At 66.2% G+C, this 25559-nt stretch carries 28 protein-coding genes; 16 read left to right on the plus strand and 12 right to left on the minus strand.

Annotation, left to right across the window (positions count from 1 at the left end; genetic code table 11):
• Nucleotides 1-13: 13 nt before the first annotated feature.
• Nucleotides 14-1243: a 2-oxoglutarate dehydrogenase complex dihydrolipoyllysine-residue succinyltransferase gene (gene odhB, locus V5F77_RS19030; RefSeq protein ID WP_429006917.1), complete on the plus strand. Its 1230-nt coding sequence runs from the start codon at nucleotides 14-16 to the stop codon at nucleotides 1241-1243.
• Nucleotides 1244-1353: 110 nt separating this feature from the next.
• Nucleotides 1354-2757 (plus strand): dihydrolipoyl dehydrogenase, encoded by a 1404-nt coding sequence (gene lpdA, locus V5F77_RS19035; RefSeq protein WP_429006918.1) that lies wholly within the window; start codon nucleotides 1354-1356, stop codon nucleotides 2755-2757.
• Between the two features lie 48 nt (nucleotides 2758-2805).
• Here the strand turns inward: lpdA and V5F77_RS19040 are convergent, their stop codons facing one another.
• Nucleotides 2806-2961 (minus strand): hypothetical protein, encoded by a 156-nt coding sequence (locus tag V5F77_RS19040; protein ID WP_429006919.1) that lies wholly within the window; start codon nucleotides 2959-2961, stop codon nucleotides 2806-2808.
• A gap of 199 nt (nucleotides 2962-3160) precedes the next feature.
• Nucleotides 3161-3568: a VOC family protein gene (locus V5F77_RS19045; protein ID WP_429006920.1), complete on the minus strand. Its 408-nt coding sequence runs from the start codon at nucleotides 3566-3568 to the stop codon at nucleotides 3161-3163.
• Nucleotides 3569-3819: 251 nt separating this feature from the next.
• Here V5F77_RS19045 and V5F77_RS19050 point away from each other — a divergent pair, with 251 nt between their 5' ends.
• Entirely contained in the window at nucleotides 3820-4386 is a 567-nt protein-coding gene (locus tag V5F77_RS19050; RefSeq protein WP_429006921.1) for a hypothetical protein, read from the plus strand.
• 59 nt (nucleotides 4387-4445) lie between these two features.
• Here V5F77_RS19050 and V5F77_RS19055 read toward each other — a convergent pair whose 3' ends face one another.
• A complete protein-coding gene (locus tag V5F77_RS19055; protein ID WP_429006943.1) occupies nucleotides 4446-5423 on the minus strand; it encodes a tyrosine recombinase XerC in 978 nt (325 codons plus the stop codon).
• A gap of 145 nt (nucleotides 5424-5568) precedes the next feature.
• On the opposite strand from V5F77_RS19055, the gene V5F77_RS19060 reads away from it, so the two are divergent.
• Nucleotides 5569-6192 carry a PadR family transcriptional regulator gene (locus V5F77_RS19060; RefSeq protein WP_429006922.1) on the plus strand — a complete coding sequence of 208 codons (624 nt, stop codon included), beginning with the start codon at nucleotides 5569-5571 and terminating at the stop codon, nucleotides 6190-6192.
• A 277-nt stretch (nucleotides 6193-6469) separates the two neighbouring features.
• Here V5F77_RS19060 and V5F77_RS19065 read toward each other — a convergent pair whose 3' ends face one another.
• Nucleotides 6470-6985, minus strand: coding sequence for a YaiI/YqxD family protein (locus V5F77_RS19065; protein WP_429006923.1), 516 nt, complete (start codon nucleotides 6983-6985; stop codon nucleotides 6470-6472).
• Between the two features lie 90 nt (nucleotides 6986-7075).
• Here V5F77_RS19065 and V5F77_RS19070 point away from each other — a divergent pair, with 90 nt between their 5' ends.
• A complete protein-coding gene (locus V5F77_RS19070; protein ID WP_429006924.1) occupies nucleotides 7076-7858 on the plus strand; it encodes a phosphatase PAP2 family protein in 783 nt (260 codons plus the stop codon).
• A gap of 55 nt (nucleotides 7859-7913) precedes the next feature.
• Here V5F77_RS19070 and V5F77_RS19075 read toward each other — a convergent pair whose 3' ends face one another.
• The 5 genes from V5F77_RS19075 to lgt all read right to left on the minus strand — a co-directional run bounded on the left by V5F77_RS19075 (nucleotide 7914) and on the right by lgt (nucleotide 12481).
• Nucleotides 7914-8867: a ribose-phosphate pyrophosphokinase gene (locus V5F77_RS19075; protein WP_429006944.1), complete on the minus strand. Its 954-nt coding sequence runs from the start codon at nucleotides 8865-8867 to the stop codon at nucleotides 7914-7916.
• Nucleotides 8868-8955: 88 nt separating this feature from the next.
• Nucleotides 8956-9633 carry a hypothetical protein gene (locus V5F77_RS19080; RefSeq protein WP_429006925.1) on the minus strand — a complete coding sequence of 226 codons (678 nt, stop codon included), beginning with the start codon at nucleotides 9631-9633 and terminating at the stop codon, nucleotides 8956-8958.
• 108 nt (nucleotides 9634-9741) lie between these two features.
• Entirely contained in the window at nucleotides 9742-10509 is a 768-nt protein-coding gene (pgeF, locus tag V5F77_RS19085) for a peptidoglycan editing factor PgeF (RefSeq protein ID WP_429006926.1), read from the minus strand.
• Nucleotides 10506-11645, minus strand: a complete 1140-nt coding sequence (locus V5F77_RS19090; RefSeq protein WP_429006927.1) for a class I SAM-dependent methyltransferase — start codon at nucleotides 11643-11645, stop codon at nucleotides 10506-10508. Before V5F77_RS19090 ends, pgeF begins: the two co-directional genes overlap by 4 nt.
• The gene (lgt, locus tag V5F77_RS19095; RefSeq protein WP_429006928.1) at nucleotides 11642-12481 is read right to left on the minus strand and encodes a prolipoprotein diacylglyceryl transferase; all 840 of its coding nucleotides are present in this window, start codon (nucleotides 12479-12481) and stop codon (nucleotides 11642-11644) included. The genes V5F77_RS19090 and lgt overlap by 4 nt, the downstream gene beginning before the upstream one ends.
• Nucleotides 12482-12682: 201 nt before the next feature.
• On the opposite strand from lgt, the gene V5F77_RS19100 reads away from it, so the two are divergent.
• The 5 genes from V5F77_RS19100 (at nucleotide 12683) to V5F77_RS19120 (ending at nucleotide 15812) form a co-directional block, all read left to right on the plus strand.
• The gene (locus V5F77_RS19100) at nucleotides 12683-13000 is read left to right on the plus strand and encodes an accessory factor UbiK family protein (RefSeq protein WP_429006929.1); all 318 of its coding nucleotides are present in this window, start codon (nucleotides 12683-12685) and stop codon (nucleotides 12998-13000) included.
• Nucleotides 13001-13278: 278 nt separating this feature from the next.
• Complete coding sequence (locus V5F77_RS19105) at nucleotides 13279-13779, plus strand: type III secretion system chaperone family protein (protein ID WP_348844495.1); 501 nt, start codon at nucleotides 13279-13281, stop codon at nucleotides 13777-13779.
• Nucleotides 13780-13845: 66 nt separating this feature from the next.
• Nucleotides 13846-14682 carry a pyrroline-5-carboxylate reductase gene (gene proC, locus V5F77_RS19110; protein WP_429006930.1) on the plus strand — a complete coding sequence of 279 codons (837 nt, stop codon included), beginning with the start codon at nucleotides 13846-13848 and terminating at the stop codon, nucleotides 14680-14682.
• A gap of 57 nt (nucleotides 14683-14739) precedes the next feature.
• Entirely contained in the window at nucleotides 14740-15399 is a 660-nt protein-coding gene (locus V5F77_RS19115) for a TetR/AcrR family transcriptional regulator (RefSeq protein ID WP_429006931.1), read from the plus strand.
• Nucleotides 15400-15449: 50 nt separating this feature from the next.
• Nucleotides 15450-15812, plus strand: coding sequence for a tRNA-binding protein (locus V5F77_RS19120; RefSeq protein ID WP_429006932.1), 363 nt, complete (start codon nucleotides 15450-15452; stop codon nucleotides 15810-15812).
• A 49-nt stretch (nucleotides 15813-15861) separates the two neighbouring features.
• On the opposite strand, the gene fae is transcribed toward V5F77_RS19120, so the two are convergent.
• Together fae and V5F77_RS19130 are read right to left on the minus strand one after the other, a co-directional pair.
• Nucleotides 15862-16371 carry a formaldehyde-activating enzyme gene (gene fae, locus V5F77_RS19125; protein ID WP_429006933.1) on the minus strand — a complete coding sequence of 170 codons (510 nt, stop codon included), beginning with the start codon at nucleotides 16369-16371 and terminating at the stop codon, nucleotides 15862-15864.
• Nucleotides 16372-16562: 191 nt separating this feature from the next.
• Nucleotides 16563-17843: a glycoside hydrolase family 2 TIM barrel-domain containing protein gene (locus V5F77_RS19130; RefSeq protein WP_429006934.1), complete on the minus strand. Its 1281-nt coding sequence runs from the start codon at nucleotides 17841-17843 to the stop codon at nucleotides 16563-16565.
• Between the two features lie 159 nt (nucleotides 17844-18002).
• On the opposite strand from V5F77_RS19130, the gene V5F77_RS19135 reads away from it, so the two are divergent.
• The 5 genes from V5F77_RS19135 (at nucleotide 18003) to V5F77_RS19155 (ending at nucleotide 23469) form a co-directional block, all read left to right on the plus strand.
• The gene (locus V5F77_RS19135; protein ID WP_429006935.1) at nucleotides 18003-19370 is read left to right on the plus strand and encodes an NAD(P)H-dependent oxidoreductase; all 1368 of its coding nucleotides are present in this window, start codon (nucleotides 18003-18005) and stop codon (nucleotides 19368-19370) included.
• Nucleotides 19371-19466: 96 nt separating this feature from the next.
• On the plus strand, nucleotides 19467-20393 hold the full coding sequence (locus V5F77_RS19140) for a metallophosphoesterase family protein (protein WP_429006936.1): 927 nt from the start codon (nucleotides 19467-19469) through the stop codon (nucleotides 20391-20393).
• A gap of 152 nt (nucleotides 20394-20545) precedes the next feature.
• Nucleotides 20546-21097: a Spy/CpxP family protein refolding chaperone gene (locus V5F77_RS19145; protein ID WP_429006937.1), complete on the plus strand. Its 552-nt coding sequence runs from the start codon at nucleotides 20546-20548 to the stop codon at nucleotides 21095-21097.
• Nucleotides 21098-21542: 445 nt separating this feature from the next.
• On the plus strand, nucleotides 21543-22865 hold the full coding sequence (locus tag V5F77_RS19150) for an MFS transporter (protein WP_429006938.1): 1323 nt from the start codon (nucleotides 21543-21545) through the stop codon (nucleotides 22863-22865).
• Nucleotides 22849-23469, plus strand: coding sequence for a hypothetical protein (locus tag V5F77_RS19155; RefSeq protein ID WP_429006939.1), 621 nt, complete (start codon nucleotides 22849-22851; stop codon nucleotides 23467-23469). Before V5F77_RS19150 ends, V5F77_RS19155 begins: the two co-directional genes overlap by 17 nt.
• Nucleotides 23470-23501: 32 nt before the next feature.
• On the opposite strand, the gene V5F77_RS19160 is transcribed toward V5F77_RS19155, so the two are convergent.
• Entirely contained in the window at nucleotides 23502-24563 is a 1062-nt protein-coding gene (locus V5F77_RS19160) for a LysR family transcriptional regulator (RefSeq protein WP_429006940.1), read from the minus strand.
• Nucleotides 24564-24663: 100 nt separating this feature from the next.
• On the opposite strand from V5F77_RS19160, the gene V5F77_RS19165 reads away from it, so the two are divergent.
• Nucleotides 24664-25086: a DoxX family protein gene (locus V5F77_RS19165; protein WP_429006941.1), complete on the plus strand. Its 423-nt coding sequence runs from the start codon at nucleotides 24664-24666 to the stop codon at nucleotides 25084-25086.
• Nucleotides 25087-25559: the final 473 nt, after the last annotated feature.

The following is a 25559-nucleotide window of genomic DNA, read 5'->3' on the forward strand; positions in this document are numbered from 1 at the left end:
GAAGACGATCCCCATGGCCACCGAGATCCGCGTTCCAACGCTCGGCGAATCCGTGACGGAAGCGACCATCGGCAAGTGGTTCAAGAAGCCGGGCGAGGCGGTGAAAGCCGACGAGCCTCTGGTTGAGCTTGAAACCGACAAGGTCACCGTGGAAGTGCCGGCGCCCGTCGCCGGCGTGCTGTCCGAAATCGTCGCCAAGGATGGCGAGACGGTCGGCGTCGGCGCCCTGCTCGGCATGCTCGGCGAGGGCTCCGGCGCCGCTGCGGCGCCGGCCGCGAAGGCTGAAGCCCCCAAGGCTGCGGCTGCAGCTCCGGCCAAGCCCGCGCCCGCCACGCCCGCGCCCGCCAAGGCCGCGACCTCCGACGCCAACGGCCCCGCCGTCGCCCGCATTGCCGCCGAAAGCGGCGTGTCGCCGGCGGGCGTGGACGGTTCCGGCAAGGATGGCCGGGTGACCAAGGGCGACATGCTCGCGGCCGTCTCCGCTGCCCAGTCGGCGGTTCCGGCCCCCGTCGCGGCGCGCGCGCCCTCCAGCGCCGAGGATGCGGCGCTCGAAGAGCGCGTGAAGATGACCAAGCTGCGGCAGACCATTGCCCGCCGCCTGAAGGACGCCCAGAACACCGCCGCCATGCTGACCACGTTCAACGACGTGGACATGAGCGGCGTCATGGGCCTGCGCGCCCAGTTCAAGGATGCCTTCGAGAAGAAGCACGGCACCAAGCTCGGCTTCATGGGCTTCTTCACCAAGGCGGTGATCCAGGCCCTGAAGGACATCCCGGCGGTCAACGCCGAGATCGACGGGCAGGATCTGGTCTATAAGAATTATTACAACATCGGCATCGCCGTCGGCACCGAGAAGGGCCTCGTGGTTCCGGTGGTGCGCGATGCCGACCGGATGTCGGTCGCCGAGATCGAGAAGGCGATTGCCGCCTACGGCCGCAAGGCCCGCGACGGCAAGCTCGGCATCGAGGACATGCAGGGCGGCACCTTCACCATCACCAACGGTGGCATCTATGGCTCGCTGATGTCCACGCCGATCCTCAACGCGCCGCAGTCGGGCATTCTCGGCATGCACCGCATCGAGGAGCGTCCGGTGGCCATCAAGGGCCAAGTGGTGATCCGCCCGATGATGTATCTCGCCCTCTCCTACGACCACCGCATCGTCGACGGCCGCGAGGCCGTGACCTTCCTGGTGCGGGTCAAGGAGACCCTGGAAGATCCGGCGCGCCTGGTTCTGGATCTCTGACGTTCGAATATCTTCCGCCGTCATGCCCGGGCAGTGCCCGGGCATCCACGCGACGCCCGGCGAACGTGGGTGGCCGGGCCCGGCCGTGACGACCTGATCGGAGTAGCCTCATGTCCTACGATCTCCTCATCATCGGTACCGGTCCCGGCGGCTATGTGTGCGCCATTCGCGCGGCCCAGCTCGGCCTCAAGGTCGCGGTGGTGGAGAAGCGCGCCACCCATGGCGGCACTTGCCTGAACGTCGGCTGCATTCCGTCCAAGGCCCTGCTCTACGCCTCCGAATTCTTCGAGGAAGCCGGCCACAAGTTCGCCAGCATGGGCATCGGCGTCGGCACCCCGACGCTTGATCTGCCCGCCATGCTCGCCTTCAAGGACAAGGGCGTCGACGGCAATGTGAAGGGCGTTGAGTTCCTGCTGAAGAAGAACAAGGTCGACGTCTATTTCGGCGCCGGCAAGATTCTCAGCGCCGGCAAGGTTGAGGTCACCCTCAATGCCGACGGCACCAAGCAGGTGGTCGAGACCAAGAATATCGTCATCGCCACCGGCTCCGACGTGGCGCAGCTTCCTGGCGTCACCATCGACGAGCAGCGCATCGTCTCCTCCACCGGCGCGCTGACACTGGCGAAGGTGCCGGGCAAGATGGTTGTTGTCGGCGCGGGCGTGATCGGCCTGGAGCTGGGCAGCGTGTGGCGCCGGCTCGGCGCGCAGGTGACCGTGGTTGAATATCTCGACCGCATCCTGCCGGGCATGGACGGCGATGTGGCCAAATCCTTCCAGCGCATCCTCGCCAAGCAGGGCTTCGACTTCAAGCTCGGCACCAAGGTCACGGGCGTCGACACCAAGGGCAAGACCCTGAAGGTCTCCATCGAGCCCGCCGCCGGCGGCGCAGCCGAGACGCTGGAAGCGGATGTGGTTCTGGTGGCCATCGGCCGCGTCGCCTACACCGCCGGCCTCGGCCTCGCGGAAATCGGCGTCGAGACCGACGCGCGTGGCCGCGTGGTGGTGGATTCCCACTTCAAGTCGAATGTGGACGGCATCTATGCCATCGGCGACGTGATCGCCGGACCGATGCTGGCCCACAAGGCCGAGGACGAGGGCGTCGCCGCCGCGGAGATCCTGGCCGGCAAGGCGGGTCACGTGAATTACGACGTGATCCCCGGCGTGGTCTATACCTTCCCCGAGGTCGCCTCGGTCGGCAAGACCGAGGAAGAGCTCAAAGAGGCAGGCATTGCCTACAACGTGGGCAAGTTCCCCTTCACGGCCAACGGCCGCGCCAAGGTGAACAACACCCCGGACGGGTTCGTGAAGATCCTCGCGGACGCGGCCACCGACAAGGTGCTGGGGGCCCACATCATCGGCCCCGAGGCCGGCGAAATGATCCATGAATGCGCCGTGCTGATGGAGTTCGGCGGCTCGTCCGAGGATCTCGCCCGCACCTGCCATGCCCATCCCACCCGCTCGGAAGCGGTGAAGGAAGCGGCGATGGCGGTGGAAAAGCGCGCCATCCACATGTGAGGCCTCTGCGGGCCGCCGGATGTCGGCGGCCCGCGCTCAGGTTTGCGTTCAGGTTCGCTTGCTGGGAATCGGCGCGGAAACCGTGACCGTCGAATCCGTCGTGACCACGTCATTGGCGGCCTCCGGCGGGCAATTGGCGAAGGCAGGTGCAGACAGTCCGGCGGCGAACACGGCGGCGCACAGCGCCTGGGTCAGAGTTTTCATCCTGCCATTCCCTGTTGCATGCCGCAGGACGCAGCCTTGCGGGTGGGGAAAGCTAAGCAAACTTCGCGCCAAAATTGCATCGCGCCAAAGACGGGAGCGTTTTTCCGCGCGTCACAACCCGCCGCCCTCAACCCGCCGCCCTTTCCGTCTAGCCGCGTGTGGCCTCAGGGGCACGGCGCCGCGCGTGCCTCCGGCGGCCTCATGTGGCGCTGAAGGTCACCGCTTCGATGCGCCAGCCGTCGGGGTCGAGCAGGAAGCCGGCGTAATAATCCGGGCCATAGGCGGGCCGGGGACCGGGGGCGCCATTGTCCGTGCCGCCAGCGTTCAGGCCGGCCGCATGGAACGCATGCACCGCCGCCCGGTCCTTGGCCTTGAAGCACAGGTGGGTTCCCGGTGGGCACCCGATGGGCGCGCCCTTGCGCTCCTCCAACCAGAACGGCGGGGTCTGCGCGGGATCTGCGTCCTGCGGACCGAAGCCGGCAGACCGCGTCGCGGCGGGGTCGTCATACAGCGCGGCGCGCACGATGCCGAGCGGGGCGAGCACCGCCTCATAAAAGGCCATCGCACGGTCGAGGTCCGTGACGCCGATGGAAAGATGGTCGAACATGGAGTGTCAGTCTCCTAGGGGTCGCGATTGGATAACAGTGTCGCTCGGGCGTGCAAGCGAGAGGCCAATGCCCGGCCCGGACGGCGCGACCGATCGCGCCACAGGCCATTGAAACGGTTCGGTTAGAACGCCATGTACCAGCGGCCTTGCTCTTGCATCGAGACCGGCAGGCTCGCTCGGGCGCGGGTCGCCGATGGGATGGGCCGAATGCACCGGCCATGGGTTTGATGTTCGTGAAACAGATTGGGCCGATGACCGTTCCTCCGCCTCCAGAACACAGCGCGCGCCCCGGCCGCTTCCACCCGCTCCTGGTGGTGCTGGCGCTGCTCTTCCTCGTCGAGGCCTGGCTCTGGCGGCACCTTGCCCCGGCTGTGCAGTGGTGCGCGGACCGGCTGCCGTTCGCGGCGTTCAAGGCCACCATCTCGCGCTGGGCGCACCGCTTGCCGCCCTATGGCGCGTTCTTCCTATTCCTCATTCCGCTGCTGCTGGTGGAGCCGCTTTACATCGTCGCGCTCTGGGCTTTCTCCCATCACCACTGGGTCCTTGGCACCGTCGCGGTGCTGCTGGAAAAGCTGGTGGGCGTCGCGCTGATGGCGTTTCTGTTCGATGTGTGCCGGGCGCAATTGCTGTCCATCGGCTGGTTCGCCTGGCTGTTCAACTGGCTGGTGCGGATCAAGACCTGGGCGGAGGCGGAGGTCGAGCCGGTGAAGCTGCGGGTGCATGCGCTGATGGCGCGCATCCGCGCGGCGCTTCCCGCCGACGGCGGCTTCTGGCAACGGGTGCGGGCGCTGCGGCGGCGGGCGTTCTCGCGCTCCTAGTCCCGGCCAAAGGAACGCCGCTTTCGGCGGGCTCCCTTGTCGGGGTCAAACCCCGAGGCTCAGGCGCGGGGATGAGCCGCGCGATAAGCCGCGAGCAGGTGCGTCTCGTCGAGGGCGGTATAGATCTGCGTGGTGGAGAGCGAGGCGTGGCCCAGCAATTCCTGGATCGCCCGCAAGTCGCCGCCGCGCGCCAGCAGATGGGTCGCGAAGGAATGGCGGAGCGCATGGGGGGTCGCGCTGTCCGGCAGGCCGAGTGCCCCGCGCATGCGCTCCACCGCGAGCTGGACGATGCGCGGCGAGAGCGGGCCGCCGCGCGTGCCGACAAACAACGGGCCGTCCGCCTCCAGCGGGTAGGGGCAGGCGCGTACATAGTCTGAAACCGCCGCGCGCACGGGCGCGATCAGCGGCACCATGCGGGTTTTGTTGCCCTTGCCCAGCACGGTGATGTGGTCGATCGCCCCGTCCTCGGGGATCTGCCCGGCCCGCAGGCCGAGCGCCTCGGAAATGCGCAGCCCGGCCCCATAGAGCAAGGCGAGCACGGCGGCGTCGCGGGTGAGCACCCAGATTTCCCGGTCTTCGCCGGCCCTGGTCTGCGGATCGGTCAGCGCGCGGGCGGACGAAACGGGGACGGGCTTGGGCAGGGCGCGGGCCACCTTCGGTGCCCGCACAGCGGCAAGGGCGGCGACCGAGCCCTGACCCTCGCGTTCCAGATGGCGGGCGAAGGAGCGCGCCGCCGCGAGCAGCCGCACCAGCGTGCGCGGGGCGACCCCCTCGGCCTTGCGTCCGGCAATGACCGCCCGCACATCGGACGGTTCGAGCGCGGCGAGATCGGCGAGGGTGGGCGCGCCGCCGAGATGGTCGGCGAGGCGGGCGAGCACCAAGGCGAGGTCGCGCGCGTAAGCTTCCAAGGTCTTCGGTGACAATCGGCGTTCGTGGGCCAGGCGGGCGAGCCAGGCTTCCACCGCCGCGCGCATCTCGGGGCGCAGCAGCGCCACCAGTCCGGCAATGGCACGGTCCGCTTTCTGTGCGTCGCTCATGGCCATGTCGGGGATCTCCTCACGCGAGTGCCGAGCCTAAAGCCGCGGCCGTTAAAGAAGCGCTGTCGGCCCCTCTTGCGCGAAAGATATATCTAACGATATAAGTGCGGTGAACATATCTTTAGATACATCTCAGGAGAATCCCATGTTTGGATGCAGACACCACGGCGAAGGTCGCCGTTTCGCGATGGCCCGGGGCGACGAAGAGGGCGGCTGGGGCCGGGGCGGTGGCCATGGTCGCGGTGGTCGGGGCGGCGGCGACATGTTCCGCCTCGGGCGCATGCTCGCCCAGGGCGACCTCAAGCTGCTGGCCCTCGCGCTGATCGCCGAGCAGCCGCGCCACGGCTACGAACTGATCAAGCTGATCGAGGAAAAGACCGCCGGTTGGTATTTGCCCAGCCCCGGCATCGTCTACCCCACCCTCACCTTCCTGGAGGAGGCGGGCTATGTGGTGGCGCAGAGCGAAGGCGCAAAGAAGCGCTATGCCATCACGCCAGAGGGCGAAACCTATCTCGCGCAGAACCGCGATTTCGCCGACGCCCTGCTCGGGCGGCTGGCCGAGATCGGCAATAAGATGAGCCGGTTCCGTCGCTGGGTCGGACGCGGCGAGGGCGATGGTCCCGCCCAGCCGGAACTGCCCCGCCTGGTGGAAGCGGCGCTCGACAATCTGCGTGACGTCTCCGGCAAGCAGCTTGAGGCCAATCGCGGCGCCGAGACGCGGATTGTGGAAATCCTCGCCCGCGCCGCCGCCGACATCCGCGAGGCGTGAGTGCCCGCTGCGCCCGTCCGCGCGGATCGCTTGCCGGTTCGCGCGGGTCAGGGCGGTTTTCGAGGACCATCGTCGCGGCGCCGGACATGCGCGCGCGGCGCGAAAAGATCGGTCGTAGAACTTCGTCGGAAATTGCGGTTTTATCGGCCGGACGAGGCCAAATACTCGCGTGTTCCGCGCTGTTCTTCTTCCTTAAACCCTTGTTTCACGTGAAACATTTTTTGCCGGATTGGGGCTGGCGGGCTGTTCTCGCAGGCGTTCGGAGCGCTTCGCCGCCCTATGGTTCGGGTGCGGCGGTCGTGCGGTAGCCGGCGCGTTTCAGTCGCACGATGGCGAGATCCAGCGCGGATAGGAATTGCGAGCGATCGCGCGGTGAGAAGGGCGGCGGACCGCCCGTCGTGGCGCCGGCCGAGCGCAGATCGTCCATCAGGTTGCGCGTCGCCAGGGCCATGCCGATACTGTCGGTGGTGAACGGGCGCCCGTTCGGCGCGATCACATCCGCCCCCGCCTTCACGCAGCGGCTCGCCAGCGGCACGTCGGCGGTCACGACAATATCGCCCTTCGAGACCCGCTCGGCGATCCAATCGTCGGCCACGTCCGGACCGCTCGGCACCAGCACCCGCTCTATGTCGTCCGAGCGGGGCAGGGCGATGGGGCTGTTGGACACCACGAACACCTTGAGCCCGTGGCGCTCCGCCACGCGATAGATCTCCGTCTTCACCGGGCAGGCGTCCGCATCGACATAAATGGCGATGGGCGGCGTGCGGGGGGCGGGCTTGGGTGCGGCGATCATGGAGGGTGCATCGCATCCTTGCCGGCGTGCTGCAACCCGATGGGGGATCGGCGCGTTGACGCGCGCACCGAACTTCCGCAATGAAAGCCCATGAAAAACCTGCTGACCGCCATGCGCACGCGCCTCGAGGCCGTTCCGCTTCTCGGGCCCGTCTTTACGCGGGTGAGCGGGCTTGAGCGCACCACCCTTGCCATCGTCGGCCTGACCGCCACCGCGCTCTATTTCTTCCTGGCATTGGCCGGCGAAGTCACCGAGGGCGAGACGCGCGGGCTGGACGAGGCGATCTTGCTGGCCTTGCGCAGCCCAACAGACAAGTCCGATCCCCTCGGCCCGCCGTGGCTGGAGGAGAGCATGCGCGATCTCACCGCGCTGGGCGGCACCACTGTGCTGGTGCTGGTGACATTGGCGGTGATCGCCTATCTGCTGCTGGTGCGCCGCCGGCTGACCGCCTTGATGGTGCTCGCCTCCATCGCCGGCGGGGCGGTTCTCAGCAGCGTGGTGAAGCTTTTGTTCGACCGGGCCAGGCCCGACCTCGTGCCGCACGGCATGGCGGTCTATTCCGCGAGTTTTCCGAGCGGCCATTCCATGATGTCCGCCATCGTCTATCTCACCCTCGGCGCGCTGCTGGCCCGTGCCCAGGTGCGCCAGCGGGTGAAGGTTTATCTGCTGGGCCTGGCCGCCTTCATCACGGTCATCGTGGGCATCAGCCGGCTCTATCTCGGTGTGCATTGGCCGACCGACGTGCTCGGCGGCTGGGCGCTCGGCGCCGCTTGGGCCGCCCTGTGCTGGCTCGCCATGTTGTGGCTGCAGACGCGCGGCGAAATGGAGCCGGAGACCCCGACCGCCGTGGAACAGGCCAAGCCCGAAGCCTGAACGCAAAAGGCGCCGCCGGGCGGGCGCCGCCTTTTGCAGATGGGTCAGGGACAGCTCAGTCGAACAGGCTGGAGACCGATTCCTCGTGCGCGGTGCGGGCCACCGCCTCGCCGATCAGGGTGCCGATGGACAGCACGCGGATGTTGCGCGCCACGCGCACCGCCTCGGTGGGCTGAATGGAATCGGTGATCACCAATTCCTTCAGCTTGGAGGCCGTGATGCGCGCCACCGCGCCGCCGGACAGCACGCCGTGGGTGATGTAGGCGTGCACCTCCTTGGCGCCGCGCGCCAGCAGGGCCTCGGCCGCATTCACCAGCGTGCCGCCGGAATCAACGATGTCGTCCACCAGGATGCACGAGCGTCCCTCGACATTGCCGATCACATTCATGACCTCGCTCTCGCCCGGCCGCTCGCGCCGCTTGTCGACGATGGCGAGCTGGGCATCGATGCGCTTGGCCAGCGCCCGGGCGCGCACCACGCCGCCGACGTCGGGGGAGACCACCATGACGTTGTCGAGGTCGAACCGGTCCTTGATGTCCCGCACCATGACGGGGGCGGAATAGAGGTTGTCGGTGGGGATATCGAAGAAGCCCTGGATCTGGCCGGCGTGCAGGTCGAGCGTCATCACGCGGTCGGCGCCGGCATGGGTGATGAGATTGGCCACCAGCTTGGCGGAAATGGGCGTGCGCGGGCCGGGTTTACGGTCCTGGCGGGCATAGCCGAAATAGGGCAGCACCGCCGTGATGCGCTTGGCCGAGGCCCGGCGCAGCGCATCGGTGATGATCAGCAGTTCCATCAGATGGTCGTTGGTCGGGAACGAGGTGGACTGCAGGATGAACACATCCTCGCCGCGCACATTCTCCTGGATCTCCACGAAGATTTCCATGTCGGCAAAGCGCCGGACCACCGCCTTGGTGAGGGGCGTGGAGAGATAGGCCGCGATGGCTTCGGAGAGCGCACGGTTCGAATTTCCAGCCACAAGCTTCATGGATGCGTTCTCGGTCGACACGGGCATGCCGTCTGCACGATGCAACGGCTACCTTAGAATTCGGGGAACCTGTAGGCACCCGTACCGGCTTTTGTAAAGCCTTTGAAACTCAGTGCTGCGCGAACGCCAGCGTCGTCGCCGGCTGCGGCTCGGCTTGCGGCTCCGCCTGGGCGATCGGGGGGCCGTCGGTTCCCAAGGGTGCGACGGCGGGCGCGGCGGGTGCCGCAGGAGCAGGTTCGCTCGCCGCGGGCGCTGGCGCCGCAGCCTGGCTCGGCGCGGGCGGCAGGCCGGTGGAAACGCGCCCATTGGCGGGAGCGCCGAGGCTGTCCGCCAAGCCGGCCATAGACTTGTTGGCAATCCGGGTGAGCACCTGCTCGTCGCAGACCGCCCAGGCATCACCCTTCACGCGCTTGGTGGTTTCCTCACCGGTGATGCGGGCGACGCGCTGCTTGTCGGCGTCGAACACATCCCAGGCATAGGCGACGGAGGTGGTGGATTTGTCGGAATGGACCGCGAGATAGCCGCGGACCCGGTAGGCGGCCTTATCGGTGCGAGAGACCACCGCCACCTGCTGGGCATCCGCCTCCGCGCTGAGTCGGGTGACCAGCTTGTCGAACGTGGGCTTGGGCGGGCCGTCGATGGATTCGAAGGACAAGGTGCGGCTCGCCGTGCTGGCGGTTCCGCCGTCGGTCTGGCATCCCGCCAGGGCAAGTCCAACACCGAGGACCAGAAGGCGCGAACTCCACCGCACCGTTTGCGTCCAGCGTGTGTTGCCTGCGTCCGACATGCGGCGCTCCCCGTCCGTGGTGTTCAGGAGGGTTAGCGGCAATCCGGCATCAGGTCCAGAGAAACGGTTAAGGCATCGTTAACGGGGGTAAAAATCCTGTGTGCCGGCTCAGATCAGGGCGATGGCCGCCACCATGCGGCCATAATCCGCTTCATGCCGATGGGTCGCGCGACGGTAGCTGAAGAAGCGCTCGGAGTCGGAATAGGTGTCCAGCTTGAGGTCTTCCACGGCGCCGATTCCCGCTTCCGCGAGGCGATGGGCGATGAAGCCGGGCAGGTCGAACAGGGCATGGCCTTCCCGCTCCGCAGCGATGAAGAAGCGCGCGAAACTGCGGTCGGTCTCGATGAAGCGCACGATGAAGTCTTCGCCCACCTCGTAGCTCGGCTGGCGGATCAAGGGGCCGATGGCGGCATGGATGTTGGCGCGCGTCGCGCCCAGTTCCTCCATGCGCCGGATCGTGCTTTCGAGCACGCCGCCAAATGCGCCCTTCCAGCCGGCATGGGCCGCGCCCACCACTCGGGCCACCGGATCGGCGAACAGCACCGGCCCGCAATCGGCCACCGTGATGGTGGCGCCGAGCCCCGGCACGGCGGTCACCACCGCATCGGCCTGGGGCGCGTCCTCACGGCTCCAGGGGGAGGTGAGGATCACCGCATCAGGCGAATGCACCTGCCAGCAGGCGACCAGCGCTTCCGGCGCGACGCCGATCTCGCGCGCCATGCGGGCGCGATTTTCCAGCACGTTGGCGGGATCGTCCTTCGAGCCGAGCCCACCGTTGAGGCTGTCGTACAGCCCTTGCGAGACGCCGCCGCGCCGCGTGAAGAAGCCGTGGCGGATGCTGGGCAGGGCGGACAGGGAGGGGGCTTCGACCTTCATGGCGTGTTCTCCGCAAAAGCTTCGGACGGGGCAAAGCCCGGCGGGGGATCACCCGATGCGGCAAAGGCCGGCCCGGCAAGGCAGAGCACTTTGAACAGGGTGCCCATCTCCTTCGCTCCCGTGCCGGTCAGCCGTGCGGCAGCGATCGCAATCTGCTCGGCTTGGGCGGGCGACGCCCCGGCCTGCAGGCGCTCGGCGCGCGCGGCAAGGCCGAGGCGCAGCAGGAACTCGCCCTGAGGGACCGGGCCGAAGGCCTGCGCCCCGGCGGCGACAGAGCTGCGGGCGAGCGCGGCGAAATCCACATGGGCCGTCAGGTCGGCTTCGCCGGGCGTTGCAAGCGGATCGACGAAAGCATGCGCCTTTATGGCCTGCAGCGTATCGCCAAAGCCGCTTATCGCATGGCCGTAGTCGATCACGAGCGCGGCACCGTCTTGCGTTGTGAGGCGCGTGGCGAGCGCGGCGGCGGCGGGACTTTCCAGCCGTTCCAGAAGGACACCCGGAGGATGGGGCAGCGGCACGTGGCGAGCGAGGCGGTCCACGAGGCGTGCGGGATGAGGATCGACGCCGAACGTAAGGTCTCCGGCGGGATCGAGGCCGATCCGCCGTTCGTGCCAACCGCCGCCGCTGCGGATGAATTGGGAGATCGGAAGGGCGTCGAAGAACTCGTTGGCGAGCACGAGGACCGGGCCGTCGGGCACGTCCTCCAGCCGGGCATGCCAGGACAGGGGATGCGCGCTCGCCACCTGGGACAGAGTCGCCTGCTGGCGCGCGCGCAGCACCGGGCTCATCTCCACCAGATGAATCCGCGCCGCATCGCCAAAAGCAGGCATCAGGCGGCACGCACGCAGCGCATCGGCCATCAGGGTGCCTCGGCCAGGGCCTAGTTCCACCAGGTGGATGGGATCGGGGCAGCCCATCTGCTGCCAGGCGGCAAGCACCCACAGGCCGAGCAATTCCCCGAACATCTGGCTGATCTCGGGCGCGGTGATGAAGTCGCCGCCCGCGCCGAACGGGTCGCGGGTCATGTAATAGCCATACCGGGGATGGCCGAGGCACAGGTCCATGTAGCGCGCCAACGAGATCGGGCCCTCGCTGGCAATCAGAGCCTTGATCTCCCGCGCCAGCGGGCTCGTCACCTCTGTGGCCCCGGGTCGAAACCGTGGGCGGGGCGGCTCAGGGCATAGATGACGATGCCGAGGCCCGCCAAGACCACCGGCAGAGAGAGAATCATTCCCATGGTGGTGCCGTAGGCGAGATAGCCCAGCTGCGGGTCCGGCTCGCGGAAGAACTCACCGAAGATCCGGCCGAAGCCATAGCCCATGCCGAAGATGCCCGCGGCGAGCCCGGGCCGCCGCAATCCGCCGAGCCGGACCACGACCAGCATGATGAGGAATAGCAGCAGCCCCTCGACGGCGGCCTCGTAGAGCTGGCTCGGATGGCGCGGCACATTGCCGCCGGTCGGGAAGATCACCGCCCAGGGGGCGTCCGAGGGGCGGCCCCACAATTCCCCGTTGATGAAATTGGCGATGCGGCCGAAAAACAGCCCGATGGGCGCCACCACGCCGGCCACGTCCAGCAGCGAGGGCACGGGGATTCGCCGCGCGCGGGCAAACAGAACCAGCGCCAGGAGGGTGCCGGCAAGTCCGCCATGGAACGACATGCCGCCCTTCCACACCATCACGATCTCGGCGGGATGGGCGAGGAAATAAGGCAGGTTGTAGAACAGCACATAGCCGATGCGGCCGCCGAAGATTACGCCGAAGGTCGCCCAGAACAGGGCATCGTCCAGATCCACAGGCTTCATGGGCGGGCGTCCGCCCCACAATGCGCCCCGCGTCACCAGCCAGCGCGCGAGCTGCCAGCCGATCAGCAGGCCGGCGATATAGGCCAAGGCATACCAGCGGATGGCCAAGGGGCCGATCTCGATCAGCACCGGGTCGAGCGCCGGGAAGGGGATGGCGAAATTGATCATGAAACCCCCAGCGGGAGGTGGGCCGGGACAGGGCAGTCACCACGCGCGGGCCGTTGCCCGACAGAGCGTGGCATGTGCCCGCAGGCGCGGCATCCGTCAAGGTGACACAGGGTCAGTCTTGCGGTGCGGCGCGCCTATGCCCATTGTCATAGCAGGCAGAAAGCACGCGCCGAGTGCGCGTTGGAATGAGAGTTGGCTCCCATGACCCAGACCACAGGCCGGATTTTCGACGAAATGGCGCGCCTGGTGAATGACGCGGCCGGTGTTGCCCAAGGGATGCGCCGCGAGGCCGAGACCGTGGCGCGCTCGCAGATGGAGCGATTCCTGCGCGACATGGATCTCGTCAAGCGCGAGGAATTCGACGTGGTGAAGGACATGGTGGCCGCCGCGCGGCTTGAGAACGAGCGCCTCGCCCTGCGCCTCGCCGAGTTGGAGGCCAAGCTGGCCGCCCAGGTCACTCCCGCGCCCGGCGAGAGCTCCTTTTCCGGCACGCCGGGCGCCGGTCCCGGCCCCGTGTGAGCAAGGTTCTGGCAAGGCAGGCGTGCTAAACCACAATCTGTCGTAGCGGTGCCACGTTGCGCCGCGATATAGTGGGTCTATTGGCGATTCGTAGCCGGATCGTCGCGCAATGCGCGACGGGGCGCAGCTTCGTCAAGGCAAACCGGTCTCAGGCGGCCGGTGCAGCCGCCGGTACGCTGCGTCGCGCAAATCCTGGCTGGCTTTGAGTGCCCTGGCTTTGAGTGTCGTTGCTGCCGTAAACGACCGTCTCCGCGTCCCTCAAACCGCGAGGTCGAGGCATGTCTCTCATCGACATCGAAGCTGAAGCTCCGGCTAATCCCGTGGATCTGGTGGAACGGCTTGCTGCCGTTCACGACTGGTCCTTCGAGCGTTCCGACGAGGACGAGATCACCCTTTCGCTCAACAGCCGCTGGACGGACTGCCATGTCTCGTTCCAGTGGATGGATGAGATCGAGGCGCTGCATCTCGCCTGTGCCTTTGACTTCAAGGTGCCCGACAACCGCCGCACCGAGGTGCTCAAGCTCCTCGCGCTCATCAACGAGCAGATGTGGCTCGGACATTTCGACATCTGGTCGCAGGAAAACGTCATCATGTTCCGTCATGCGCTGGTGCTAACGGGCGGGGCGACGGCAAGCGACCGGCAGTGCGAAGCCATTCTCGGCGCCGCCATCGATGCCGTGGAACGCTATTATCCCGCGTTCCAATTTGTGGTCTGGGCGGGCAAGACTGCTCGCGAAGCCATGGACACGGCGCTTTTCGATACGGTCGGAGAAGCTTAAGACTGAGGCACCTTAAGATTGCGCTGGGAGGCGGTCACCGGCTCCCGCGCCCATGCAGGTGTGCCTATGTCGGTCGATCTTCTGAAGTCGTTGAGTGGACCCGTCGTCCTCGTGGGCGCCGGCAAGATGGGCGGGGCATTGCTCGACGGCTGGTTCCGTCTCGGCCTCGATCCTGCCCATGCGGTGGTGCTGGACCCCAACCTGCCGGGTCCAGCCGCCGCGGCGCTGCTGGCGCATGGCGCGCGGCCCAATCCCGAACTCTCCCAGATTGCCACCCCTGCCGTGCTGGTGCTGGCGGTGAAGCCACAGGTGGCGCCCGCGGTGCTCGCGACCGTGCGCTCGCTGGTGAAGCCCGGAACCGTCGTGGTCTCGATCATGGCGGGCCGGACCATCGGCTTCCTGCAGGAGGCCCTGCCGCGCGGCACTGCCGTCATCCGCACCATTCCCAACACGCCCGCCGCCATCGGCCACGGCATCACCGTTGCGGTGCCCAATGCGGCGGCCAACCAAGCGCAGCGCGATGTGGCCGCCGCTTTGCTCGGCGCCGTCGGTCCGGTCGAATGGATCGAGGACGAGGCACTGATGGATGCGGCGACCGCCGTATCGGGTTCCGGGCCGGCCTATGTATTCCTGCTCGCCGAGGCGTTGGCGCAGGCGGGCGTCGCCGTCGGCCTTCCGGCCGCGCTGGCCGATCGTCTCGCCCGCGCCACCGTTTCCGGTGCGGGGGCACTGATCGCACAGTCGGGTATCGAACCGGCGACGCTGCGGGCGAACGTCACCTCACCCGCCGGTACCACGGCGGCGGCGCTCTCCGTCCTGATGGATGCCTCCGTCGGTTTCGGCCCTCTGCTGGAGAAGGCGGTCGCGGCGGCCACGCGCCGTTCGAAGGAACTGGCAAACTGATCGGGCGGTGAGTCACACCTTGCCTCAAGCCCGGAGCGGACCGAAGGAGTGTGCGCCATGACGTGCGAGACCACACGCGATGCCTGCCTCAGGGCGTTTCTCGATCTGCTGGCACAGCGCCGGTTCGAGAAGATTGCGCTTGCCGACGTCGTGGCGCATGCCGGCGTGCCGCTCTCGCAGATGCGGGTGGAATACGGCTCGACCTATGATCTCCTGGACGCCTTTGCCCGTGCCACCGACCGCCGCGTTCTGTCCGAAAGCGGTGCTGACCAGGCGGGGCCCATCGAGGGGGAAAGTGCGCAGGAGCGCCTGTTCGAGGTGCTGATGCGCCGGCTCGACGCGCTCGAGCCCCATCGAGACGCGGTCGCCTCTCTGATGCGATCGGCGCGTGGCAACCCGGTGCTGGCGCTTCACCTGCTAAGGATCGGCACGCAATCCCAGCATTGGATGCTGGCCGCAGCCAGCATCGATACCACGGGGCTTGCCGGTGATGTCCGTGCGCGCGGGCTCGCGGTGCTGTTCGCGCGCATCGTCGACGTCTGGCTGAAGGACGAGGACCCCGGCTTGGCGCGCACCATGGCAGCATTGGATCGCGAACTTGGAACCGGGGCCAAAATGCTGGATGCGCTGGACGATCTCGCTTTCATCGCGATCCCCTGGCGCAAGCGCCGCCGCTCTGCGGTCGAGCCGCCGGCGGCGGATGCCGGCGTGGGTTGACCGAGGTTCGCGCCAAACGCTTAAAGTCTGCCCCGCAGAAGGAGCGGACGATGCGCGATGATGAGGCGATGCCGACCCCGGCAATCAGTTATGACGATTTTCTCAAGGTCGACATCCGCGTCGGCACCATCGTTGCCGCCGAATCGTTCCCCGAGGCCCGCAAGCCGGCCCTCAAGCTTCGGATCGATTTCGGCCCGCAGATCGGCATCAAGAAGTCGTCGGCGCAGATCACGGTGTATTACGCGCCTGAGGAATTGATCGGCCGGCAGGTGGCGGCGGTGGTGAATTTTCCCCCGCGCCAGATCGGCCTTTTCATGTCGGAAGTGCTCACCCTCGGCTTTCCCGATCCAGACGGCGCCGTGGTGCTGATCGGCCCGAGCCATGTGGTGCCGGACGGCGGGCGGCTGTTCTGAAAGGGCCGCGAGCAGCCCGGCGTGGCCGGGCTGCCGTGTCGAGACAGGTTCAGGAGGCGGCGAAGGGATGGTGGGCGGTCTTGGCTTTGGCGACCACATCGGCGGCCTTGGGCTCCCCGCTCACCGCCCGGGCGATGGCTTCCTTGGTGGCCTGGTAATTGAACTGCTGGATCTTGGCGTCGTCGGACGCCTCCCAATGGATGAACACGCCAACGCAGATGAAGATGTCGTCGGCTTCCTCGGCCGGGATGGTCCCGTCCTCGACCGAATCCGTCACCGCCTTGGCCACCGCATATTGCGCCGGGCCGAACATCTGCACCGCCTGGCGCGCGTCCTTGATGGTGACCTTGTTGAACAGCACCGTGTTCGGCTTGGCGAGCAGGTTCGGCGCGACCACCGCGAGCAGGGTGGTGAATCCGTCCTTGTTGTTGGTCAGGGCATTGACGAAGGCGGTTTCCGCCGACGAGCCGCGCGGCCCCATGATGAGATCGATATGGGCCACTTCATTGCCGTCGCCGACGAGGGATTCGCCGACCAACAGCTTGTTGATCTTCGCCATGTGAGCGTTCTCCATGCATAAGGCCGAGACGCCGCGCTTGGGTGCGCGGCTGTTTGTGCCCCGGCTATCCTTGCTGCGGCGTTCGGCGGGCGGTCGAACCGGTTGGCCAGATAGCGTTTTGGCGTGCGGAGCCTAAGCCCGGGCAGGCCCGTTCCGCAAGCGGAGTTGCCCCGGGTGCGGTGCTTCTCTGGCTACCGAACTTCGATCGGGATGTTGCCGGTGGCCGCTGCGCCGCGGCCGTCCCGCACGATCACGAACACGCGGTAATGCCCGGCATCGAGCCCCTGGATGCGCACGCCGTTCGGCGTCGGCTCGTGGAGGGCCTCGGGAAACAGCGGCGGCACCGGTTCGGCGTCCCCACCGACGCCGCGCACCTTGGTCTCCCCCGTGATCTGCCATTCCACCTTCAGCGGATCGCCGTCCGGGTCGGTCGCCGAAAGAGCTACCCGCGCGCCGGCGTTGCGGTCGAAGCTCGAGGGGCCGTCCAATTTGAAGGACAGGATGCGCGGGGCGTGATTGACGCCGACCGGCAGCTTGGCGTCGGGACGGCTCTTCGGCCCGGCCGGCGGCTGGCCGCCCCAGGAATCCGCCATGGCTTCTACCGCCTCGGTCCATTCGCCGGTTGGCAGAAACAGGCTGTGCCAGGTGGGCGTCACCTCCTGCTTCTGGCCCCAATAAAAGGGCAGGGCACCGGTGTGGCTCTGTTTCAGCACGGTGAGATAGCGCCGCATCTGGTCCGCCTTGGCGGTGGATGTGGGTTCGATGGGCGCGCCCCAGGCGGTCTTGCCGGCTTGCCACTGTCCGATGGCGCCCAGTTCCGTGATGATGATCGGGCCGGTCCATCCCTGGCTGCGGGCCCGGCCGACGATGGTCAGCAGGCTGTCGCCATAGGCGTTGAGCCCGAGTACGTCGATGCTGGGCGCCAGTCGCTTCAGGATCTCGACCTTGTCGGTCCCGGTATCGGCCAGTACGGCCATGACGGGATGGGCGGGATCCAGGCTCTTCACCAATTTGGCCGCCTGCTCTAGGGCGGGCCAGACCGGCTCGGCCTCGGCGGCGGTCAATTCGGTCTCCACCTCGTTGCCGAGGCCCCAGAGCAGGAGGGCCGGGTGGGTGCGATAGCGCTCCACCATGCGCTGCAACTCGGCGAGCTGGCCTTCGGCTGCGGCGCGGTCACCATAATTGAACCCGCGCCGGGGATGCTCCAGCCAGAAACCGACGATCACTTTCAGCCCTGCGCGCTGGGCACTGTCGAGGATCTCGCCGGGATCCTGCCCATAGGTGCGGATGACCGTGGCTCCGGTCGCCTTCAGGTCCGACAGGCGCTGCGTGCCCGCCGCGCCATTGGGCACGAAGGGCACGCCATCCAGCAGCAGCTCCGTGCCGCGTACGGTCACGCCGGTCGCCAAGGCCGGGGCGGCGGTCACGAGCGCCAGCAGGAACGACAGGGCGGATGCCAGGGAGGGACGCACGGACGACTCCTGAGGAACGGACGATGAACGCAGATAAGGACCATGACGCGGGGAAGACAAGCGAAGCAAGGTCACCTTATGGTGCCAGGTGTCGCACTGCGCACGATGCGGACAAGACGACAAAGGCTCGCCAAAGCCGAATAACAGGAGGACGCCCGCGTGAATCTCGCCCGCAAGCTCAAAGCCCGTGCCGCCGAAGGCCGCCCCGTCCGGGTGGGTCTGATCGGTGCCGGCAAGTTCGGCTCCATGTTCCTCTCCCAGGTGCGCACCACCCCGGGCATGCATCTCATCGGCATCGCCGACCTCTCGGCAAGCCGCGCCCGCGCCGCTCTGACGCAGACCGGCTGGGACACGGACGCCGCCGTGGTTGCCGATTTTGACGCGGCTCGCCGCACCGGTGGCACGGTCATTACAGAGGATGCGCAAGCGCTGATCGCCGCCGAGGGGCTGGAGGTGATCGTCGACGCCACCGGCAGCCCGTCGGCCGGTATCCGCCACGCGCTCGCGGCGATCGCCCATGGCCGGCACGTGGTGATGGTGACGGTGGAGGCTGACGTGCTCGCCGGCCCGCTGCTGGCGCGCCGCGCCGATGCGGCGGGGGTCGTTTACGCTGCCGCCTATGGCGACCAGCCGGCGCTGGTCTGCGACATGGTGGATTGGGCGCAAACCTGCGGTTTCAATGTCGTGGCGGCGGGCAAGGGCACGCGCCATTTGCCGATCTACCACCAATCCACCCCGCAGACAGTCTGGAAGAATCTGGCCATTTCCGAGGAGATGGCGCAGGCCGGCGGGATGAACCCGCAGATGTTCAATAGCTTCGTGGACGGAACGAAATCCGCCATCGAGATGGCCGCCATCTCCAACATGACCGGCCTCAAGGCGCCGCGCGACGGGCTGCTGTTTCCGCCCTGTGGTGTCGATGATCTGCCTCGCATGCTGTGTCCGCGCGCCGACGGAGGTCTCCTTGAAGAAGCGGGCATGGTGGAGGTGGTCTCCTCCCTGGAGACCGACGGCCGCCCGGTGTTCCGCGATCTGCGCTGGGGCGTCTATGTGGTGCTGGAAGCTGATCCGTCGTCGTGCGGCGACTATTCGCGCCGCTGCTTTAAGGAATACGGGATGATTACGGACCCGTCCGGCCGCTATACTGCGCTATATCGGCCGTTCCATCTCATCGGCATGGAACTCGGCGTCTCGGTTGCGGCGGCGGCGCTGCGGCACGAGGCCACTGGCAGCGCCATCGGCTTCTTCTCGGATGTCGCCGCGACCGCCAAGCGCGATCTCAAGGCCGGCGAGATGCTCGATGGCGAGGGTGGCTATACTGTCTATGGCCGCATCATGCGGGCGCAGGATTCCCTGCGCGATGGCGTGTTGCCCATCGGCCTCGCGCATCACGTGAAGCTCAAGAACGACGTGCCGAGGGGGCGGGCCGTGCGCTGGGCCGACGTGGAGATTGCCGACAGCGACACGGTGCGTTTCCGCCGCCAGATGGAGGCGGACTTCGCCACCGCGGAGCCGCTTCCCGCTTAAGGGCGGAACTTCCGCCTGCCGGCGCGAGTCTTGCTCGCGCCGGCCTCGGCTATGGTCTAAGCAGGGCGCCGCAAGGATCGGAAGGACCGCCCCGGTATGTTCGTGCTCGCCCACCTCTCTGACCCGCACCTTGGCCCCATTCCCGAGGCGCGGCTCTCCGAAATCCTGGGTAAGCGGTTCTTTGGTCTCATGAACTGGATCGGCGCCCGGCGCCGGAATTTCGGCGCGATCACGCTCGCCGCCTTGATGGACGACCTCCAGCTCCAGGCGCCCGACCATATTGCGGTGACCGGCGATCTGGTGAACCTCAGCCTGCCGACGGAATTCGACACCGGCGCCACCTTCCTCGCCTCGCTCGGAGCCCCGCAGGACGTCTCCGTGATCCCCGGCAACCATGATGCCTATGTCCGTTCGGCCCTGAGCTATCATCTGGAGAGATGGGCCCCTTTCCTCGCAGGCGACGATACCTGTCCGGATACGCCCCTCGATGTTTCCGCTTTTCCCTATGTGCGGCGGCGCGGGCCGGTGGCCTTGATCGGGGTGTCCACCGCGATTCCGACAGCGGTATTCCTCGCCAGTGGGGAAGTCGGCGACGCGCAATTGCAGCGGCTACGCCACCTGTTGGTTTCATTGAAGGAAGAGGGTTTGTTCCGGGTCGTCATGATCCATCACCCGCCGGTCGGCGGGCGCCATTACCATCGGGACCTCCGGGATGCCGCGGCGTTTCGCGAGGTGGTCTCGCAGGCAGGCGCTGAGCTGGTGCTCCACGGGCATGACCACCGCGCGTCACTTGGTGTGATCGAGACTGTGGACGGGTCTGCCCCTGTGGTGGGTGTACCCTCGGCGTCCGCGGGCCCCGAGGATAGCCGGGGAGCCGGTCGATATAATCTCTACCGAATTTCTGGCGCACCGGGGGCGTGGCAGTGCGAGATGGAAAGCCGGGGCTACATCGCTGGCGAGACCGGCGTCGCCTCCAGGGGTGTGCGCCAGTTGGTCGGTGCGCCCTCGGCGCCGCCGGTTTGACTCGCCCTTCCCAAAGGTTCCATCTTTCCAAAATGTAATGTTGATGAATTTGTATTAATAACTGACTTGAGCCGGGGTTTATTTAATTACCGATGTTTAAGTTGCGTGCAGCTGTGATGAATTTAAGAGTTACGTCATCCCAGGAGGATGACATGAAGACCTCAATCACCGCCGTTGCCACCGCTGCCCTTCTTGCCGGTTCGCTCGCCGGGTTTGCCACCGTCGCTTCCGCGCAGAGCGCCGCACCGGCGGCGCCCGCCGCCACGCAGACCCAGGGCACTGCGGGCCCCGGGCGGGGAGACCACGGGCGCTGGCGGCCAAGCCCGGCAGATCGTGCCGCCCTCACCGACGCTCGCATTGCCGCCATTAAGACCGGGCTGAAGCTCACCCCCGACCAAGAGAAGCTCTGGCCCGCGGTCGAGACCACCTTGCGCGACGTCGCCAAGGAGCGCTCCGCCCGCTTTGTCGAGATGCGCAAGGAGCGCCAGGAGGCCACCCAGCCCGACGCCATCGAGCGGCTGCGCGATCAGGCCAAGCTCTTGAATGCCCGCGCCGCTGATCTGCAGAAGATCGCCGATTCCGCGGAACCGCTCTACAAGACCCTGGATGAGGGCCAGAAGCGCCGGCTGCAGATCCTGGTGCGCGAGGAAATGCCGCGCGGTCCGGGGCACAAGATGCACCACGGCGGTCCCCAGCGCGGCTGACCGCAAGTTATCCTGTCCGCGGCGCTGCCGCGGGCTTCAGGATGTCACGCACTAAAACGCCAGCCTTCGGGCTGGCGTTTTTCGTTTCGACTTTTGGCGCGTTTCACTTCTCTCGGCTATCTGCATCGCCTGCCGATCCCCAAGATCAAGATGGATAGCAACTTCATCGGCAATGTGGCGATAGACGAGCGATCACGCATCATCGCCTCCGCCAGACCCGGACCGTGATCATGTCGCCGTCAACTCATGAGCGAAGCGCATGGTCCGTGTGAAGAAGATTGATTTTCCACGCCTTCCGCACGGAGATATTATAGTGCTTCGGGTGGTGGGTTTTGGGTCACGGAGCGTGTCTCCGGCCGCGACTTCTCAACTCAGTCCGTCGCGTCGTCGAACCTTCAGCCCGAGGGGTCAGGACGTTCCGTTCCACGCCTCAGGTGACCACGGCATGCGCTCTTCCCCCGTCCATCCTTCCGCGGCGTCCGATTTCACCACGCCTGACGCGATCCGGCCCAACCCAAAGACCAGTGATCCGAGGCCAGGGTTCAGCTCGGGTGGCACCGTGTCCGTGGTGCTGGTTCTGTGCGCGGGATGCCTGATCGCTTTGCTCACCTTCGGGCCGCGGGCCGCTTCCGGCTTCTTTCTTCTGCCCATGTCGAACCAGTTCGGCTGGGGCCGCGATGTGTTCGGCTTCGCGCTTGCGGTGCAAAATCTGCTCTGGGGCCTCGGGTCGCCCTTCGCCGGCGCCATCGCCGACCGGTTCGGCATCGTGCGGGTGATGTGCGTCGGTGCGGTGATTTATGCCGCCGGACTGGCGTTGATGTCGGTGGCCATCACCCCGGGCCTGCTCAATGTGAGCGCCGGCGTGCTCGTCGGCTTCGGCCTGTCCGCCTGCTCGTTCAATCTGGTGCTGGCAGCTTTCGGCAAGCTCTTGCCGGAGCGCTGGCGCTCGCTCGGTTTTGGCGCGGGAACCGCAGCCGGTTCGTTCGGTCAGTTCCTGTTTCCTCCATTGGCGACGGGGCTGATCTCGCAGGTCGGCTGGCAGGAAACGCTGATGATCTTCGCAGCGGTGCTGTTGCTGGTGGTGCCGCTCTCCTTCGCCCTTTCGACGCGCGGTACCACGCGTGCGGGGGCGACCAGCACGGCGGGGACGCCGCGCCAATCGATCCGCGGCGCGCTTGGTGAGGCCTTTGGCCATCCAAGCTATGTGCTGCTGGTGCTCGGCTTCTTCACCTGCGGCTTTCAATTGGCGTTCGTAACAGTCCACATGCCGGCCTATCTCGCCGACCACGGCATTACCGCGACCGTCGGTGCTTCCACTCTGGCACTGATCGGACTTTCCAACGTCGTCGGTTCGATCAGCGCGGGGGTGCTCTCCAACCGCTTCTCGCGGAAGTACCTTCTGGCGGCAATCTACGCCGCCCGGGGCGTCGCCATCGCGGTCTTCATCCTTTTGCCGATCACCCCGCTGTCCTGCCTGTTGTTCGGGGTCGCAATCGGCTTGCTGTGGCTGTCCACCGTGCCGCCGACCTCCGGCCTGGTGATGCTGATGTTCGGCACCCGCTACATGGCCATGCTTTATGGCTTTGCCTTCTTCAGCCACCAGGTGGGTGGATTCCTGGGCGTGTATCTCGGCGGCGCCCTTTACGAGGCGTTCGGCTCTTATGACGTGGTGTGGTGGCTTTCGGTGGCGCTCTCCTTTGCGTCCGCCGTCATCAATCTGCCGATCCGGGAGGTGCCCGTGGAGCGTGTGGTTGCAAGCGGCGTATGAGCGGTGCGCTTGCCGCAACGGCATTTCACTGAAGCGATCACCCTCAGAGCTTGCCGACTGGAAAAGCTGGCTTCCCATCCTTGCCCCGGCCGGTGAGTCCGGTGCATGGTCTTTGTTAACCAAAATCGCTTATCGAAGAGACATGCGAAGCATTTTCCTTGCGGCTGCCGGATTGACCTTGCTCGGGGTGGGGTCAGCAGGTGCTCAGAGCCTCAATCCCGAACAGGCGCGCGCATTCGTCGTGGGACGGACGTTCGCGTTCAACTGCTTTGAAGGGACGACCGGTGCCGGCCGTATCTTCTCTGACGGTTCCGTCGCAGGAACCATTACCTTGCGCGCGCAAGGGTCGGCACGCTACGTCCGCCTGCCACCCAATACGGTGCGGGTGCGGGGCGAAAATGTGTGCGGCTTCATCGATGGCATGGCCTTCGAGCCGTGCTTCGAGGTCAACAAGACCGGTGCCGCAACCTTCCGCGGTACGCTCGCCGGTGTGGAAACAATGTGGTGCGAGTTCACACGCCTCGGGGCAGACACGCCCCAAGTGGCTTCCCGGCGCCGGCCCAAGACGCGCGACAATGCGGTGGCGCAGTCCCAGGCGGAATAGTAAACGGCCCAAGTAAGGAGCTTCACCAACGCTCAATCGGCCGAGGTCGCGTCCAGGCCGCCCGGCTTGCCCTCGCTGTCCGGGCTACCTTCCTGAAGTCCGTCCGGACCGGGAGCACCCAGAACGCTTGGCGCAAATTCGCCCGCCGCACGTTCTCCCAGGGGAATCTCGGCCTTTGCAAGCTCGCTCTCAGCGGGCCGGGCCTCTTCCTTTCCCTCGATGGCGGACCGGTGGCGCATCAATTCGCGTCCTACGTGATCCATGAAGGCACGCACACGTGCTGTAGCCCTCAGGTCGGGGTGGGTCACCAGCCATAGGCTCGCGACCATGTCTGCGTCGGGTGCTACCAGCCGCACCAGACCGGGCGTGGCAGCGCCGATAAAGCATGGCAGGACGGCGAGGCCGATTCCTGCTGCTGCGGCCTCGGCGAGGCCCAGCACGGTATTCACCTTATAGACGATGCGGTCTTCGCCCGCTCGTTCACGCAGCCATTTCATGGCTCCGACCTGGGCGAAGTTCTCGCTCAGCCCCACCCAATTGTGGGCTCGCAGGTTCGCGGCGTCGAACGGCGCTTCGGCCAGGAGGTCGGGCCGGCCATAGACTCCCCATCCGATGGTGGCGATGCGCCGTCCGACCAACGTGTCGCCCGGCCTGTCGGTGGCGCGGATCGCGATGTCGGCATCGCGTTTGGTAAGGCTGAGCGACTGGTTGGATACCAGGACTTCGAGACGGATCTCGGGATAGGCAGTGTGAAAGGAAGCGAAGATCGGTGTGAGCAGATGCACCAGAAGCGTGTCGTTTGTGGTGACGCGCAATTCCCCGGATGGCCGCAGGTCCTGCCCCGTTATCCGCCGCTCCACCGACAGGATCTCCTCCGCCATGCGGTCGGCGAGCCTGACCATCTCTTCCCCCGTCGGGGTCGGCGCATAGCCGGTTCGGGCACGCTCGAAGAGGCGTGTGCCGAGGGTCGCCTCCAAGGTGCCAAGGCGGCGGAACACAGTGGAATGATTGACCCCCAAGAGGTCTGCCGCGCCCGCGAGGGAACGCGTCTCGGCGACGGCCTTTACGAGCCGAAAGTCGTCCCAGGCAATCATGTGTGCATCCATGCAATCGAAACTCTGCAATGGCGAGTATGGCTGTGCGGCAACGGGAAAGCTACCTAGGGGTCAATCCAATCCAACCCCGGAGGCTTCCATGATTGACCAACGTCTTGCTCCTTACGGCCTGTTTCTCCTGCGTATCACCCTCGGCGCGATGTGGGTGTCCCATGCGCTGATCAAATACGTCGTGTTCACCGTCCCCGGCTTTGCCGGCTATCTCACCAATATGGGCATGCCGGGGTTTTTGGCTCTGCCAGTGATCGGCGTCGAACTGGTCGGCGGTCTTCTGATCCTCACGGGGATCTACGCTCGCCAGGTTGCGGTGCTGATGATTCCAGTGATGCTCGGCGCGCTTTCGGTGCACATCGGAAACGGCTTCCTATTCTCCGGCCCAGGCGGCGGGTGGGAATATCCCGCCTTCCTGATAATCGTCTCGGTTGTGGTGGCGCTGACGGGTGAAGGCGCGCTTGCCGTGCGGTCGGCGCCTGCGCTGCGCAGTCCAGGATTTGTCCGCTAATTGATCTGCGGTAGCCGGCTGGGGTGCAGTCCGTTTCCCAGCCGGCGAATCCAAACAGGGTCAAAATAGCGGCCAAAATTTACGAATTGGTCTTGTCCGGAACGATTCCGAACCGCAAGCGCAGCAACGGCGTGATTGTACCGCCGTTAGCGAGCGCCTGGATCAATTCTTGTCAAAAAAGGAATGTGCCCAAGAAGCGGGCGGGGATGTACCCGGTGCGGTGCAAACTCGCTGCGATAGGAAACCGTGTGCCCTTTATGGTCTCATTTAGCTCAAAACCCATATGTTTCCACTGGTATATTTTCTTTGTTGCATAGCGGCATATGACTATTTGTTTGGGACCCGCCCCCATCTACGCTCGGCAAAAAGGCTTACATCCTTTCATTCCATAATTTAAATAAATAACGGTTGGCGTTTAGCTAGATAAAATCATCCACCTGAGCACGGATAATCAGGGAGTGGAGGCTACTGAG

The organism is Roseixanthobacter psychrophilus (assembly GCF_043195195.1).
Lineage (GTDB): Bacteria > Pseudomonadota > Alphaproteobacteria > Rhizobiales > Xanthobacteraceae > NCEH01.